A 14,638-nucleotide genomic window follows, 5' to 3' on the forward strand; every position below is an offset into this window, starting at 1 on the left:
ACTATTCACTCAGTACATGTTGTGAGTGCATACTGATCACCATGAGCACCCGCCACATCCTGCTCGGGCTGCTCGCCGCGGGGCCGAGCCATGGCTACGACCTCAAGCGGCGGCACGACGAGCGCTTCCCCCAGGCACGCCCCCTGGCGTACGGGCAGGTCTACACGACGCTGCAACGGCTGGTCCGGGACGGCCTCGCCGAGGTCGAGGGCACCGGCTCCGACGGCGGCCCCGAGCGCACCCTGTACCGCGCCACCGAGGACGGGGCCCGGGAGCTGGCCCACTGGGCGGGGGAGATCACTCCCCCGGCGCCGTTCGTGACGAACGAGATCTTCGCCAAGGTCGTCGTCGCGATCCTGGCCCCGGGCGATCCGGCCGGCTATCTGCGGGCCCAGCGGGCCGCGCACATGACCCGGATGCGGGAGCTCACCGCGGTGAAGACGGCACCCGGCGCCCCCCTGGCGACCGTGCTCTCGGCCGACTACGCCCTCCATCACCTCGACGCCGACCTCCGCTGGATGACGACCACGGCGGCCCGGCTCACCACTTTGACCGCGGAGGTCCACTCAGCATGAGCAGTCCAGTCAACGTGCGCGGTTCGGCCGACGCCAACGGCCCGCTCCTGGCGGGCCGGGACCTGGTCAAGGCGCACGGCGCCACACCGGCGCTGCGTGGCGCCTCCATCGAGGTGCACGCCGGCGAGATCCTCGCCGTCACGGGCCCCAGCGGCAGCGGCAAGTCCACGCTGCTGCACTGCCTGACGGGCCTCACGCGCCCCGACGCGGGAGAGGTGCGCTACGGCGCCGAACGCGTCGACCGGCTCCCGGAGCACCGGCTCAGCGAGCTGCGGCGCACGGAGTTCGGGGTGGTGTTCCAGTTCGGTCAGCTCATCCCGGAGCTGACGGCGGCCGACAACGTCGCCCTGCCGCTGCTGCTCGTGGGCGCCTCCCGGGCGGCGGCACGGGAGCGGGCGGGCGAGTGGCTGGAGCGGTTCGGCGTCCGGGGGCAGGGCGAGCTGCGACCGGGCGAGCTGAGCGGCGGCCAGGCGCAGCGGGTGGCGCTGGCGCGGGCGCTGGTCACCGGGGCGCGGGTGGTGTGCGCGGACGAGCCGACGGGCGCGCTGGACTCGCTCGCCACCGAGCAGGTGATGACGGCCCTGGTGCACACGGCCCGCGAGTCGGGCGCGGCGGTGCTGCTGGTCACGCACGACGCGCAGGTCGCGGCGTACGCGGACCGGGAGGTGGTGCTGCGGGACGGGGTCGTGGCGGGCGAACCCGCGTGGGCGTCCGTCGGCGCGGCCGGCGGCACGGCGGAGGCGGGCCGATGAGCGCTTCGGGAATGACGCTGCGGGCGGATCTGCGGCTGGCGTGGACACTGGTGCGCGGGTCGGACCGGCGGGAGTGGTGGCGGCTGCTGTTGACCGGGGCGGGTGCGGCCCTGGTCGCCGGGTGCGCGCTGGCCGCGCTCGCCGTCGCGGCGCCGCACGGGCAGGTGAGCGTGCCGTTCGGGCACGGGCTGCTGGACCGGCCCGGGGAGCGTCGCGGGGTGGTCGCCGCCCTGGTGCTGCTGCTGGTCCCGGTGCTCGGTTTCCTCGGGCAGTGCGCCCGGGTCGGCGCGGTGCACCGGGACCGGCGGCTGGCCGCGCTGCGGCTCGCGGGCGCCTCGCCCGCGCGGGTGCGGCGGATCGCCGGGCTGGAGACGGGGCTCGCCTGCGCGGCGGGCTCGACGGTCACCGCCGTGTTCTGCGTACTGCTCCTGCTGCGCGTGTGGCAGCGTCCGCCGGCCCCGGTGTGGGCCGGGGCCGCGCTGGTCGCGGTGGTGGTACCGGTGCTGGGCACGCTGGTGGCCGTGGTGGCGCTGCGGCGGGTGATCGCCTCGCCGCTGGGCGTCGTGCGGCGGTCCCGGCCGCGCACCGGGCGGGGTCCCGCGCTGGTGGGCGCCGGGGCGGCGATGCTGCTGGCCGCCGGGTTCGTCCTGGTGACGGCGGGGGCGCGGCAGGGTGCGGTGTGGGGCGCGCTGCTGGTGTGCGGGGTGGTGGTGCTCGCCGGGGCGGGTGCGGTGGTGCTGTCCGGGGTCACGGCCCGGCTGGTGGGACGCTGGGCGGCGGGGCGTACCGGCAGCCCGGCGGTGCTGATCGCGGCGGAGCGGCTGCGGGAGGATCCGTGGGCCGCCGCCCGCAGCCATGGGGCGGTGCTGCTGGTGACGGTGGTGGGGGCCGGGTTCGTCGGTGTGCGGCGGGTGATGCTGGAGCGGCTGGACGAGGGGAACACCGCCGGAGGCCGGTCGTTCTACACGGCGGGACTGAACCTGACGGCGGCCGCCTTGCTGGTCGCCCTCTGTGTCGCGCTGGCCGCGCTCGCGGTGGGCTCCGCCGAGTCGGTTGCCGTGCGGCGGCGGGCGTTGGCGGTGCAGGTGGCGGTGGGGGTGCCGCGCGGGGTGCTGGTGCGGGCGTCGTTGCTGGAGACGGCGTTGCCGCTGGGGCCGGGGGTTGTTGTCGCCGGGGGCGGGGGCGTGGCGGTCGGGGCGTGGTACGCGGGGTTGGCGGGGAGTGGTGGGGTGCCGTGGGGGGCGTGCGTGGTGCCGGCCGTTGTGTGGGGCGCGTGCGTGGCCGCCTCGGCGGTGGCCGTGCGGGGGTTGGGGCGGGGGGTGCCGGTGGGGGAGCTGCGGTACGGGTGACGGGGGGGTGGTTTGCGCAGTTCCCCGCGCCCCGGAAAGGGGCGCGGGGAACTGCGCGATCAGCCACGAACCACCCGCGGTCGCCAGACGACAGAACCCCCCGAGCTACTAGGCGCGCTACGCCGAGATGCCGTCGATGCGGGCCAGCGCGTCGTCCGCGCCGTACGGCTGCAGGTACGGCAGCCAGCGCGGGTCCCGGTGGCCCGTGCCGATGATGCGCCAGGCCAGCCCCGTCGGCGGGGCGGGCTTGTGGCGGAGGCGCCAGCCGAGTTCGACGAGGTGCCGGTCGGCCTTGACGTGGTTGCAGCGGCGGCACGAGGCGACCACGTTGTCCCACGCGTGCTGCCCCCCGCGGCTGCGCGGAACGACGTGGTCGACGCTGGTGGCGACGCCCCCGCAGTACATGCACCGCCCGCCGTCGCGGGCGAACAGCGCCCGCCGGGTCAGCGGCACGGGCCCCCGGTAGGGAACCCGGACGAACCTCTTCAGCCGGACCACGCTGGGTGCGGGGACTGTGACGGTCGCGCTGTGCAGGAAGGCGCCGGACTCCTCGAGGCTGACGGCCTTGTTCTCCAGGACGAGGACGAGCGCGCGGCGGAGCGGTACGACGCCGAGGGGCTCGTACGACGCGTTGAGGACCAGGACATGCGGCACGGATGGCCTCCTTGGTACGCCGGCGGCGCGTGGCTCGCGCCGGGACGACAGATAGTCAGTCTCTCCTCATGCCTGGTGGAAGCGCCACCATGTCCCGGTAACGGGCTGGGAGTGTTTTCGACCACATCGGAAGCGCGCCCCGCGCCGCGCTCCCCGCATACGCAGGTGAGCGCCGTCTCTCCTCCCTACATCACAGGGAATCCCCACAACCTGCCCCGTTAGTGTGGTCTTCCCTGCCCGTCCGGTGACCTTCCCGTGATCCGATCGACACCGGTCGGCCGACAACCCCGCGGCCGTCCGGCGCCGGCGGCAGGCCGTACAGGAGGTTTCCGCCGTGTCCCCGTCCGTCCTCTGGGCGCCCGCCCTCTGGGCATCCGCCCCCCGCGCGTCCGCCGCCGCGCCGTCGCCGTCCCCCTCCCCGTCCGACACGGGGAACGCGGCCACGGCCACGCTCCAGGACGCCCAGGAGCACGCGACCAACGCGGCCGGCTGGGTCGAGGAGAACTGGTCCACGTGGCTCGCGATCGGGCTGCGGGTGCTGCTGATCCTGGTGATAGCGGTCGTGCTGCGGGCGGTGGTGCGGCGGGCCGTGACCCGGCTGATCGAGCGGATGAACCGCACGGGCCAGACCGTGGAGGGCAACGGGTTCGGCGGTCTGCTGGTCAACGCCGAGCGCCGCCGGCAGCGCTCGGCGGCCATCGCCTCGGTGCTGCGCTCGGTGGCGTCCTTCCTGATCCTCGGCACGGCCGCGCTGATGGTGCTCGGCGCCTTCCAGATCAACCTCGCCCCGCTGCTCGCCTCGGCCGGTGTGGCCGGTGTCGCGATCGGTTTCGGTGCGCGGAACCTGGTCACCGACTTCCTCTCCGGCGTGTTCATGATCATCGAGGACCAGTACGGCGTCGGCGACACCATCGACGCGGGCGTCGCCTCCGGCGAGGTCATCGAGGTCGGGCTGCGCGTGACCAAGCTGCGCGGCGACAACGGCGAGATCTGGTACGTCCGCAACGGCGAGATCAAGCGCATCGGCAACCTCTCCCAGGGCTGGGCCACCGCCGGCGTCGACGTCACCGTCAGGGCGGACGAGGACCTGGACCACCTCAAGGCCACGCTCGACGCGGTCGCCGAGAAGATGAGCAAGGAGGAGCCCTGGAACGAGCTCCTGTGGGGGCCCGTCGAGGTGCTCGGCCTGGACAGCGTCCTGATCGACTCCATGGTGGTGCGCGTGACGGCGAAGACGATGCCGGGCAAGTCGACGACGGTCGAACGCGAGCTGCGCTGGCGGATCAAGCGGGCGTTCGACGCGGCGGACATCCGCATCGTCGGCGGCGCGACGGCCACGCCCGAGGAGGAGCCCGCCGACCCCTCGGCGTCGGTCGCCGCGCCCTCCACGTTCGCCGACGCCACCTCGCCCCAGGCCCGCGCCACGGAGCCGATACCGCAGGCACGCACGGCCCCGCCGTCGAAGTAGCGGGGCGCGGGAAGGGCCCGCACTGTGGTCCGGACCATGCCGCTCATGGCACCGTGGCCCCCGTCACCGGAGTGATCCGGAGCGCACCGGAGCGAAGGGCTGCGTCCTGCATGAAACTCACCGTGGTCGGCGGCGGCTCGACCTACACCCCCGAACTGATCGACGGGTTCGCCCGGCTGCGGGACACGCTGCCCGTGGCGGAGCTGGTGCTCGTCGATCCGGCCGCGGACCGGCTGGAGCTGGTCGGGGGGCTGGCCCGCCGGATCTTCGCCCGGCAGGGGCACGGCGGCCGGATCGTCACCACCTCCGACCTCGACGCGGCCGTCGACGGCGCGGACGCGGTCCTGCTCCAGCTGCGCGTCGGCGGACAGGCGGCCAGGCAGCAGGACGAGACCTGGCCGCTGGAGTGCGGCTGCGTCGGCCAGGAGACCACCGGCGCGGGCGGCCTGGCCAAGGCGCTGCGCACGGTCCCGGTGGTCCTGGACATCGCCGACCGGGTCCGCCGCCGCAACCCGCGGGCCTGGATCATCGACTTCACCAACCCCGTCGGCATCGTCACCCGCGCCCTGCTCAAGGAGGGCCACCGCGCGGTCGGCCTGTGCAACGTGGCGATCGGGCTCCAGCGCAAGTTCGCCGCGCTGCTCGGCGTCGAGCCGGCCGGTGTCCACCTCGACCACGTCGGCCTCAACCACCTCACCTGGGAGACGGGCGTCCGCCTGGGCGGCCCCGAGGGCGAGGACGTCCTCCCCGAGCTGCTCACCGGGCACGGCGACACCATCGCCGCCGACCTGCGGCTGCCCCGCCCCCTGCTGGACCGCCTCGGCACCGTCCCGTCGTACTACCTGCGCTACTACTACTCCCACGACGAGGTCGTGCGGGAGCTCGGCACCAAGCCCTCGCGGGCCGCGGAGGTCGCCGCGATGGAGCGCGAGCTGCTGCGCATGTACGGCGACCCTGCGCTGGACGAGAAGCCGGAGCTGCTCGCCCGGCGCGGCGGCGCCTACTACTCGGAGGCGGCCGTCGACCTCGCGGCCGCGCTGCTGGCCGGCGCGGGGGCGCCGTACCAGGTGGTCAACACGTTCAACCGGGGCACGCTGCCCTTCCTCCCCGACGACGCGGTGATCGAGACGCAGGCCGCGGTCGGCGCGCAGGGCGCGCGTCCGCTGCCGGTCACGCCCGTCGACCCGCTGTACGCGGGGCTGATGGCGAACGTGACCGCGTACGAGGACCTGGCGCTGGAGGCCGCGCTGCACGGTGGCCGGAACCGGGTCTTCCGCGCGCTCCTCGCCCACCCCCTGATCGGCCAGTACGCGCGGGCCGACGCCCTCACCGACCGCCTGCTCGCGCACAACCGGGAGCACCTGCCGTGGGCGTGACGACGCATCCCGCGGGCCCCGCCTCCGTGCTCGCCGTCGACGCCGGGAACAGCAAGACGGACGTGGCCGTGGTGAGCGTCGACGGGCGGGTCCTCGGCACGGCCCGGGGCGAGGGGTTCCGGCCGCCCGCCGTGGGCGTGGAGCCGGCGCTGGACGCCCTCGCCACGCCGGTGAAGGAAGCGCTGTCCGCGGCCGGACTCCCGGCCGTCACGCACGTCTCGGCGTGCCTGGCCAACGCGGACTTCCCCGTCGAGGAGGAGCGGCTGGGCGCCGCTCTGCACGCGCGCGGCTGGGGCGCCGGCACCGAGGTCCGCAACGACACGTTCGCGATCCTGCGGGCGGGGGTCACCGAGCCGTACGGGGTCGCCGTCGTCTGCGGCGCCGGCATCAACTGCGTCGGCATGCGGCCGGACGGCCGCACCGCCCGGTTCCCCGCGCTCGGCCGGCTCTCGGGCGACTGGGGCGGCGGCTGGGGGCTCGCGGAGGAGGCGCTCTGGTACGCCTCGCGCGCCGAGGACGGGCGCGGGGAGGCCACGGCGCTGGCCCGTGCGCTCCCCGCCCACTTCGGGCTGGCCACGATGTACGACCTCCTCCAGGCCCTGCACCTCGGGGAGATCCCCGGGCGCCGCCGCCACGAGTTGTCCCCGGTCCTGTTCGCCACGGCCGAGTCGGGCGACCGGGTCGCCCGGGCACTGGTGGACCGGCTGGCCGAGGAGGTGGTGACGATGGCCAGGGTCGCCCTCATCCGCCTCGACCTGCTGGAGGCGGAGGTTCCGGTCCTCCTCGGCGGCAGCGTCCTGGCCGCACGCCACCGTCAACTCGACGACGCCGTCCGCACGCTGCTCGCCGCGCGGGCCCCCCGGGCCCACGCCGAGGTGGTCACCGCCCCACCGGTCCTGGGCGCGGCGCTGCTGGGCCTGGACAGCTTGGGGGCGACACGGGAGGCGAAGGAGAGAGTGCGGGGGCACTTCGAGGGTGAGGGCTGAGCGGCCCGAGGGGGAACGGGTCTGAACGGCCCGAGGGGGAACGGGTCTGAGCGGCCCGAGGGGGAACGGGCCTGAGCGGTCGGGCGGGCGGGGCCCACGAGGGAACCGCACCGGCGCCCCACGCGTATTCCTCACCAAGGGGACGTGGGCCCGAGCCGCGCCCTGTGCCGCGCGGCCCCCGGCCGCGATACTTGCGCCCGGGAAACCGTACGGCCATGGGGGAGGTCGCGTGACGACGAGTCAGGAGCAGCGGGGCACGGCACCACCGGGCCTCCCGCCGCCGTCCCCGCCCTCGTCCCCCACCGCCCGCCGCACCGCCTTCGCCGAAGGCCTCGACGACCTGCGCCGCGCCGCCCGTACGGAGCCCGGCCGGCTGCGCCTCATCGGCGCCCTCCTCGCCCTGCTGGTCGTCGCGTTCGGCGCCGTCACCGCCTGGCAGATGACGGACCGCGCGGCCGCCGCCGACGACGTCCTGAACCGCAGCCAGCCGCTGAGCGCGGGCGCCGCCGAGGTCTACCGCTCGCTCGCGGACGCCAACACCGCCGCCGCGGGCGGCTTCCTGGCGGGCGGTCAGGAACCGGCCGCCGTCCGCGCGCGGTACGAGAAGGACCTGGAGACCGCCGCCACCAAACTGGTCACCGCCGCGGCCGCCGCCGACCCCGGCTCGCCCGCCGCCGAGACGATCGCCGAGCTCAACCGGCTGCTGCCGCGATACGAGGGTCTGATCGAGCGGGCCCGTGCCAACAACCGGCTCGGCTACCCGGTGGGTGGCGCCTATCTGCGCACGGCCGACGCGATGATGCAGGACCGCATGCTGCCGGCCGCGCAGGACCTGTACACCAAGGAGAACCAGCGACTGCGCGACGACTACGGGCACGCCACGCCGTACCCGTGGCTCGCGCTCGCCCTCGGTGTCGTCGCGCTGGCCGCGCTGGCGTGGGCGCAGCGGCGCCACTACCGGCGTACCAACCGGGTGCTCAACCGGGGCCTGGTCGCGGCGACGGCGGCCTCGGCGGCGGTGCTGCTGTGGCTGGCGGTCGGCCACAGCCTGGCCCGTGCGGACCTGAACTCGTCCTACGCGCACGGCATCCGCTCGCTGAACGTGCTGCACGACGCGCGGATCGCCTCGCTGAACGCGCGCGGCAACGAGAACCTGACGCTGGTCAGCCGGGGCGCGGAGACCAGGACGCTGGCCGACGGCGACGTCGTCGACCTGTACGACTACGACTTCGGCCAGGAGATGAAGACGCTCGCGGCGGGCCTCGCGCACGCCCGGACACTGGCCGACGACAGCGCGGGCCGGGGGCCGGTCGAGGCGGCCACCGGGAACATGAAGGTGTGGCGGCAGCGGCACGCGGTGGCCCGCGAGGCGGACGACGGCGGGGACTACCAGGGCGCGCTGGACAAGGTGATCGGCGGCAAGGGGGACGAGTCGACGGGCGAGTGCTTCGACAGCGTCGACAAGAACCTGGGCCGGGCCGTCGACCACGAGGAGAGCGAGTTCCACCGGGCGGCGTCCGACGGGCGCGCGGCGCTGGCCGGTCTGCCCGCAGGCGCGGCGGTGCTCGCGGTGCTGGGTGCGGCGGGCGCGGTGCTGGGCATAGGCCGGCGGCTGTCGGAGTACCGGTGAGCGGCGTCCGGGCAAGGGACGTCCGGGCGGGAGACATCCCGGTGAGGGAGGAGCGGGTGCGGTGGTGAGAGGAGGAACGGGAATGCGGGTACGGCGTCTGCGGGCGGGTCTGAAGGGCTGGGGCGGTGTCGGGGCGATGGCCGTCGTGCTCCTGCTGACCGCCGTCTTCGTGCTGCTGCCGCTCGCCCGCGCGGGCGGGACCGGCACGGACGCCGGGGCGCCCGGCGGCCTCGCCGAGGGCACCCGGGCGAGCGCGCGGTCGTGCGAGGACCCGGAGAAGCAGAGCCTTTCGCCGTCGGGCGCCGACGGGGACACGATCGACGCCATCAAGAAGCGCGACAACCCCAAGCTGGTCGTCGGAGTCGACCAGAACAGCTACCACTGGGGCTACCGCGACCCCAACAGCGGCGGCGGCAACGAGCTGGAGGGCTTCGACATCGACCTGGCCCGGCGCATCGCGCGGGAGATCCTCGGCGACCCGGACGCCGTGGTGTTCCGCGCGATCCCCACCAACGAGCGGATCGACGCCATCCGTTCGGGCCGCGTCGACATGGTGGTGCGCACGATGACGATCACCTGCGACCGGCTGAGGCAGGTCGCGTTCTCCGCGCCGTACTTCCGGACCGGCCAGCAGGTGCTGGCCCCGAGGACGTCGGACATCACGGGCTACGACGACACGCTCGCGCACACGAGGGTGTGCTCGGCGACCGGTTCCACCGCGCTGGCGCAGCTGACCGCGGACCGGCGCAGCGGGCGGATACCGGCCTCCACCGACATCTCCGTCACCGTGCCCAACCAGCTGGACTGCCTGGTGCGGCTCCAGTTGGGGCAGGTGGACGCGGTCGTCACCGACGGCGCGCTCGCGGCGAGCCAGGCCGCGCAGGACCCGACGGTGGAGCTCAAGGGCGCGCCGTTCACGACCGAGTACTACGGGGTGGCGATGAAGAAGGGTGCCGACGACCTGGTCCGCCGGGTCAACCGGGTCCTGGAGGACTACCGGGACGACGGCTGGCAGGGCTCGTACGACACCTGGCTCTCCGGCACGCTGGGCAAGGACTCGGCGTCGTCCAGGCCGCCGTCACCGACGTACCGCTGAGGCGGTGGCCCCGGGGAGGCGCCGGCGGCCTCACGATGCGGCGGCCGGAACCCATTGATCACGAATACCGGCAGGGGATACGAATACCGCCACCGGATACGGACCACAGATACAGACAACGGACACGGACAACGGACACGGACAGCGGACACGGACAGCGGACACGGACACGGAAGCGGACGAGTCAGCGGGCAACCGACCTGATACGACTGGACAGTTGCCCGGGCGCACCGGACACGCGCGCAGGGCACGACGCGAGAGCGAGAGGTGATCGATGGGCGTCGCTGGACCCGCCGGGCCGGTGATGGACCGGGACGAGGTGGACCGTGCGCTGGCGCGACTCGGCGCCGAGCACGAGGCCATCGAGACCTCGTTGCTGGCCCTCCAGGACCACGCGGGCCGCAGACTCCTCGAGGGCGCCGAACTCACCGGCCTCACCGCGGAGCGCTGGACGGCCACCGAGGCGTCGATCACGCTGCTGTGGGCGTACTTCGACGCGTACACCGACGCCCTGCACAGCGCCCGCCGGGTGCGCTCCCGCCGGCGCTGGTCCAGCCGGGAGGACCTGGTGGAGCTGACCGAACTGCTGCGCGGTGCGGGAGTCACCGTCGCGGGCAGTGCGACGGCCACCGCCAACGCGCCGACGCTGATGGCCGGTTCGGGGAAGCTCAGCGAACGCTTCACGCTGGCGGACCTGGTGGACCGGATGAACGAGCTGTACGCGTCCTCGCTCGACATGGTGGTCGCCGCCGACGCGGTGTGGTCGGCGCTGCCCGCGCGGATCGATTTACTCGCGGCCGAGTTGCAGCGCACCCGGCGCCTGGCGCACTCGGTGGGGGTACGGCCGGGCGAGCACCCGGCCGGGGACGACCTGGAGCGGATCACACGCTCCCTGACCGCGCTGCGCGCCGAGGTGATCTCCGACCCGCTGGCCCACTGGGTGCCGGCGCCGGGCAGTTCGGCGCCGGGCGGCGGGCGTCCGGACACGACGACGTACGACCGTCAGGCACGGGCGCTGGAGGACGTGCGCCGCGAGATCGACGCGGTGCTCACCGTCCGGCAGGACGCCGAGCAGCGGCTGGTGCGGCTGCGGGACCTGCTCTCCCGCGCGGACCGCACGCTGGCGGAGGCGCGCAGTGCGCGCGGGGAGGTGCTGGCGAAGATCGCGGCGTCGGAGGTGCCGGCGGTGAGCGGTCCGCCGACGGTGCTGCAGGAGCAGTTGGCGACGGCGGCGGAGTACCGGCGGCACGCGCAGTGGCACCGGCTGTCGCCGCTGCTGGAGTCGCTCGAGCAGAAGGCGGAGGAGGAACTGCTACGGGCGCGTGAGTCGTTGACGGCGGTCACCGCGCCGCTCGCGGTCCGCGCGGAGCTGCGCGGCCGGCTGGACGCGTACCGGGCGAAGGTCTCCCGGCACGGCCTCGCGGAGGACCCGCTGCTGGTGGAGCGGTACGACGCGGCCCGCCGCATGCTGTGGAGCGCCCCCTGCGACCTGCGCGTCGCCGAACAGGCGGTCCTGCGCTACCAGCACACGGCGGCGGACCTGCTGAACCCCCGCGTCCCCGACGAAGACCGAGGGGGAACACCATGACGGCACCACCGGCCCCGTGCCGGCGCCCCGGCTGCGACGGCACGTACGAGGACATGGGCGGGACCCAGGTGTACTGCGACACCTGCGGCCTGGCCCCGGAGCCCCCGCCGGAGCCCGAAACGGCCACACACGTGGCCGCACGACCGAGAACGGCCGGACGGGCGGCCGAGCCGGGGGGTACGGCAGGGCCGGGGGACACGGCGGGGCCGGAGAGTACGGCAGGGCCGGAGAGTACGGCGCAACCGACGGGGCCCGCGGAACCGGGCTCCACGCATACGGGCGGTGCCATGGGCACGCCGGGTCCGGCCGGCACGGCAGCCGACGGCGCGGTGGGCGTGAGCGGCACCGCGGCCGGTGCGGCGGGCGTGATCGTCCCCACCGGCCCCGCCGCACCGGCGGGCGCCGCCGGCACGGCCGGGGCCGCCGTCGGTGCGGCCGGGGCCGGTGGGGACACGGCCGAGGCCGCCGCCGTCGGCGGCGCCTGTCCGCGGGACGGCTGCGACGGGGCCTACGAGGACGTGGGCGGCGGCGAACTGTACTGCGACACCTGCGGCCTGGCGCCCGCCGCGACGGCGTCCCGCAGCGGGCGAGGCCCCGCGGGCGGCACCGGGCCGGCAGCCCCGGGCGCATCCGGCGGCGCGCCGGGAGCCCCGTACCGCGCCGGGGCCGCGGGCCCGACCGCGCCCGGCGCCGCGCGGGGAACCGCGACCGGCGGGAGCTCCGCGGGCCCGGGCGCACCCGGCGCCGGTCGGGACGCCGGACGCGGCGGCTCCGTGCCCAGTGCGCGCACCTCCGCGCGGACGTCGGCACGGTCCGCGTCCTCGCGGTCCGCGTCCTCGCGGTCCGCGTCCTCGCGGCGGTCCGTGTCCGGACGGTTGTCGCGCGCGTCCTCGGGGCCGGGCGGCCGCGGCTCCGTCTCCGTGCGCAGCGCCGGTTCGACGGCCGGCTCCTCCGGCCGCAGCCGGCTCGGCATGGGCCTGGTGGAGGTGCCCGGCGTGCCCCGCCCCGACCCGCGCGCGATGGTCCTGGACAACCCCGAGGTGCCCGAGCGGAAGCGGTTCTGCTCGCGCTCGGACTGCGGCGCCCCCGTCGGCCGGGCGCGCGGTGACCGCCCGGGCCGTACCGAGGGGTTCTGCACCAAGTGCGGCCATCCCTACTCGTTCGTGCCCAAGCTGCGCGGGGGCGACGTCGTGCACGGCCAGTACGAGGTCGTCGGCTGCCTCGCGCACGGCGGCCTCGGCTGGATCTACCTCGCCGTCGACCGCGCCGTCTCCGACCGCTGGGTCGTCCTCAAGGGCCTGCTGGACACCGGCGACCAGGACGCGATGGCCGCCGCGATCTCCGAGCGGCGCTTCCTCGCCGAGATCGAGCACGCCAACATCGTGCGGATCTACAACTTCGTCGAGCACCTCGATCCGCGCTCCGGTTCGCTGGACGGCTACATCGTCATGGAGTACGTCGGCGGCCGGTCCCTCAAGGAGATCGCCAACGGCCGCCGCACGGCGGAGGGCAGGCGGGACCCGCTCCCCGTCGAACAGGCCTGCGCGTACGGCGTCGAGGCGCTGGAGGCGCTGGGCCATCTGCACAGCCGCAACCTGCTGTACTGCGACTTCAAGGTCGACAACGCGATACAGACCGAGGACCAGCTCAAACTGATCGACATGGGCGCGGTCCGCCGCATGGACGACGACGAGTCGGCCATCTACGGCACCGTCGGCTACCAGGCCCCGGAGGTCGCCGAGGCGGGCCCGTCCGTCGCCTCGGACCTGTACACGGTGGCCCGTACCCTCGCCGTCCTCACGTTCGACTTCCAGGGTTACACCACCGTCTACGCGGACTGTCTGCCGGACCCGGACACCGTCGACGTCTTCCGGGAGTACGAGTCGTTCTACCGGCTGCTGGTGCGGGCCACCGACCCGGACCCGGCCCGGCGGTTCGCCTCCGCGCAGGAGATGGCCGAGCAGCTGACGGGCGTGCTGCGGGAGGTGGTGGCCCTGCGCACGGGCCGGCCGCACCCGGCGCTGTCGACGCTGTTCGGCCCCGAGCTCAAGGTCACGGACACCGAGCTGTTCGCCGAGCCGACGGAGGAGGTGTCGCGGCTGGGGTCCAGGGCGACGGCGGCTTCCCCCGGTCCGGCCGGGAAGCGCCGGTTCGTGCGCCGCACGCCCCCGCCGGCCGCCCTGCCGGCCCCGGTTCCGCCCCCCGCCGCCCCCGGGTCGGTCACGAAGCCGCTCGACGCCCGGGCCGCCGCGCTCGCGCTGCCCGTGCCGCGGGTGGACCCCGGCGACCCCAACGCCGGGTTCCTGGCGGGGCTGCTGACCTCCGGTCCGCTGGAGCTGCTCGCCGCGCTCGGCAACGCCCCCGCCCCCTCCCTGGAGACCCGGCTGCGCCAGATCCGCGCCTGGCTGGAGAACGGGGACTCGTACACCGCCCTGGAGGCCCTGCTGCGGCTCACGGACGAACAGCCGGACGACTGGCGGGTCGTCTGGTACCGGGGCCTGGCCGCGCTCGTCACCGGCGACCACGAGGGCGCCGCGCTGGCCTTCGACGCGGTCTACGACGCCTTCCCGGGCGAGCCCGCGCCCAAGCTGGCCCTCGGCCTGTGCGCGGAGGTCCTCGGGCAGCTCGACAACGCCGCCGAGTACTACCGCATCGTCTGGACGACCGACCCGAGCCACGTCGGCTCCGCCTTCGGCCTGGCCCGCGTCCAGCTGGCCACCGGTGACCGGGCCGGAGCGGTCCGTACCCTGGAGTCCGTGCCGGAGTCGTCGATCCACTACACCGCGGCCCGGGTGGCCGCCGTACGGGCACGGCTGCGGCACCGTACGAACGAATCGCCGGACATCCCGTTCCTGGACGAACTCACCGCCGCCGCGCGGCAGGTGGAGGCGCTGGACGGATACGGTCTGGACGCCGTCCGGCGCGAGCGGCTGGCCACGGAGGTCCTCGGGTCCGCCCTGGACTGGGTACTCTCCGGTAGCCGGACCTCCGCTCCGCCGCCGGCCGGACCCGCGCTGCTCGGCAGCCAACTGGACGAGCGGGGCCTCCGGTTCGGCCTGGAACGCTCGTACCGCACGCTGGCCCGGCTGGCGCGGGGCGGCGAGGAGAGGATCGACCTGGTGGAACGTGCCAACCGTTACCGCCCCCGGACTTGGGTGTGAAGT

Annotated in this window: 11 protein-coding genes; 10 read left to right on the forward strand and 1 reads right to left on the reverse strand. The window is 75.0% G+C overall.

Annotated elements, in window-relative coordinates:
* Positions 1–41: 41 nt before the first annotated feature.
* From OIE12_RS11225 to OIE12_RS11235, 3 genes are read left to right on the forward strand one after another with little or no spacing between them, the layout of a single operon-like run.
* The gene (locus tag OIE12_RS11225) at positions 42–575 is read left to right on the forward strand and encodes a PadR family transcriptional regulator (RefSeq protein ID WP_329134303.1); all 534 of its coding nucleotides are present in this window, start codon (positions 42–44) and stop codon (positions 573–575) included.
* Positions 572–1,327 (forward strand): ABC transporter ATP-binding protein, encoded by a 756-nt coding sequence (locus tag OIE12_RS11230; RefSeq protein ID WP_329134305.1) that lies wholly within the window; start codon positions 572–574, stop codon positions 1,325–1,327. The genes OIE12_RS11225 and OIE12_RS11230 overlap by 4 nt, the downstream gene beginning before the upstream one ends.
* Complete coding sequence (locus OIE12_RS11235; protein ID WP_329134307.1) at positions 1,324–2,676, forward strand: ABC transporter permease; 1,353 nt, start codon at positions 1,324–1,326, stop codon at positions 2,674–2,676. The genes OIE12_RS11230 and OIE12_RS11235 overlap by 4 nt, the downstream gene beginning before the upstream one ends.
* 117 nt (positions 2,677–2,793) lie before the next feature.
* Here the strand turns inward: OIE12_RS11235 and OIE12_RS11240 are convergent, their stop codons facing one another.
* Positions 2,794–3,330: an HNH endonuclease gene (locus OIE12_RS11240; RefSeq protein ID WP_006137298.1), complete on the reverse strand. Its 537-nt coding sequence runs from the start codon at positions 3,328–3,330 to the stop codon at positions 2,794–2,796.
* A gap of 334 nt (positions 3,331–3,664) precedes the next feature.
* Here OIE12_RS11240 and OIE12_RS11245 point away from each other — a divergent pair, with 334 nt between their 5' ends.
* The 7 genes from OIE12_RS11245 to OIE12_RS11275 all read left to right on the forward strand — a co-directional run bounded on the left by OIE12_RS11245 (position 3,665) and on the right by OIE12_RS11275 (position 14,635).
* Entirely contained in the window at positions 3,665–4,798 is a 1,134-nt protein-coding gene (locus OIE12_RS11245) for a mechanosensitive ion channel family protein (RefSeq protein WP_329134310.1), read from the forward strand.
* A gap of 110 nt (positions 4,799–4,908) precedes the next feature.
* Entirely contained in the window at positions 4,909–6,174 is a 1,266-nt protein-coding gene (locus OIE12_RS11250; protein WP_329134312.1) for a 6-phospho-beta-glucosidase, read from the forward strand.
* Positions 6,171–7,160: an N-acetylglucosamine kinase gene (locus OIE12_RS11255; RefSeq protein ID WP_329134314.1), complete on the forward strand. Its 990-nt coding sequence runs from the start codon at positions 6,171–6,173 to the stop codon at positions 7,158–7,160. The genes OIE12_RS11250 and OIE12_RS11255 overlap by 4 nt, the downstream gene beginning before the upstream one ends.
* A 229-nt stretch (positions 7,161–7,389) precedes the next feature.
* Entirely contained in the window at positions 7,390–8,790 is a 1,401-nt protein-coding gene (locus OIE12_RS11260) for a hypothetical protein (RefSeq protein WP_329134316.1), read from the forward strand.
* Positions 8,791–8,872: 82 nt separating this feature from the next.
* Positions 8,873–9,886, forward strand: a complete 1,014-nt coding sequence (locus tag OIE12_RS11265; protein ID WP_329134318.1) for a glutamate ABC transporter substrate-binding protein — start codon at positions 8,873–8,875, stop codon at positions 9,884–9,886.
* Positions 9,887–10,160: 274 nt separating this feature from the next.
* Positions 10,161–11,474, forward strand: coding sequence for a hypothetical protein (locus tag OIE12_RS11270; protein ID WP_329134321.1), 1,314 nt, complete (start codon positions 10,161–10,163; stop codon positions 11,472–11,474).
* A 287-nt stretch (positions 11,475–11,761) separates the two neighbouring features.
* Entirely contained in the window at positions 11,762–14,635 is a 2,874-nt protein-coding gene (locus tag OIE12_RS11275) for a serine/threonine-protein kinase (protein ID WP_329134323.1), read from the forward strand.
* Positions 14,636–14,638: the final 3 nt, after the last annotated feature.

This window comes from Streptomyces sp. NBC_00670 (assembly GCF_036226765.1).
GTDB lineage: Bacteria > Actinomycetota > Actinomycetes > Streptomycetales > Streptomycetaceae > Streptomyces.

Excerpts from the sequence above, each read along its gene's own strand:
- OIE12_RS11225 (WP_329134303.1), top strand. The coding sequence starts at position 42 with ATGAGCACCCGCCACATCCTGCTCGGGCTGCTCGCCGCGGGGCCGAGC.
- OIE12_RS11230 (WP_329134305.1), top strand. The coding sequence starts at position 572 with ATGAGCAGTCCAGTCAACGTGCGCGGTTCGGCCGACGCCAACGGCCCG.
- OIE12_RS11235 (WP_329134307.1), top strand. The coding sequence starts at position 1,324 with ATGAGCGCTTCGGGAATGACGCTGCGGGCGGATCTGCGGCTGGCGTGG.
- OIE12_RS11250 (WP_329134312.1), top strand. The coding sequence starts at position 4,909 with ATGAAACTCACCGTGGTCGGCGGCGGCTCGACCTACACCCCCGAACTG.
- OIE12_RS11265 (WP_329134318.1), top strand. The coding sequence starts at position 8,873 with ATGCGGGTACGGCGTCTGCGGGCGGGTCTGAAGGGCTGGGGCGGTGTC.
- OIE12_RS11270 (WP_329134321.1), top strand. The coding sequence starts at position 10,161 with ATGGGCGTCGCTGGACCCGCCGGGCCGGTGATGGACCGGGACGAGGTG.
- OIE12_RS11275 (WP_329134323.1), top strand. The coding sequence starts at position 11,762 with ATGGGCACGCCGGGTCCGGCCGGCACGGCAGCCGACGGCGCGGTGGGC.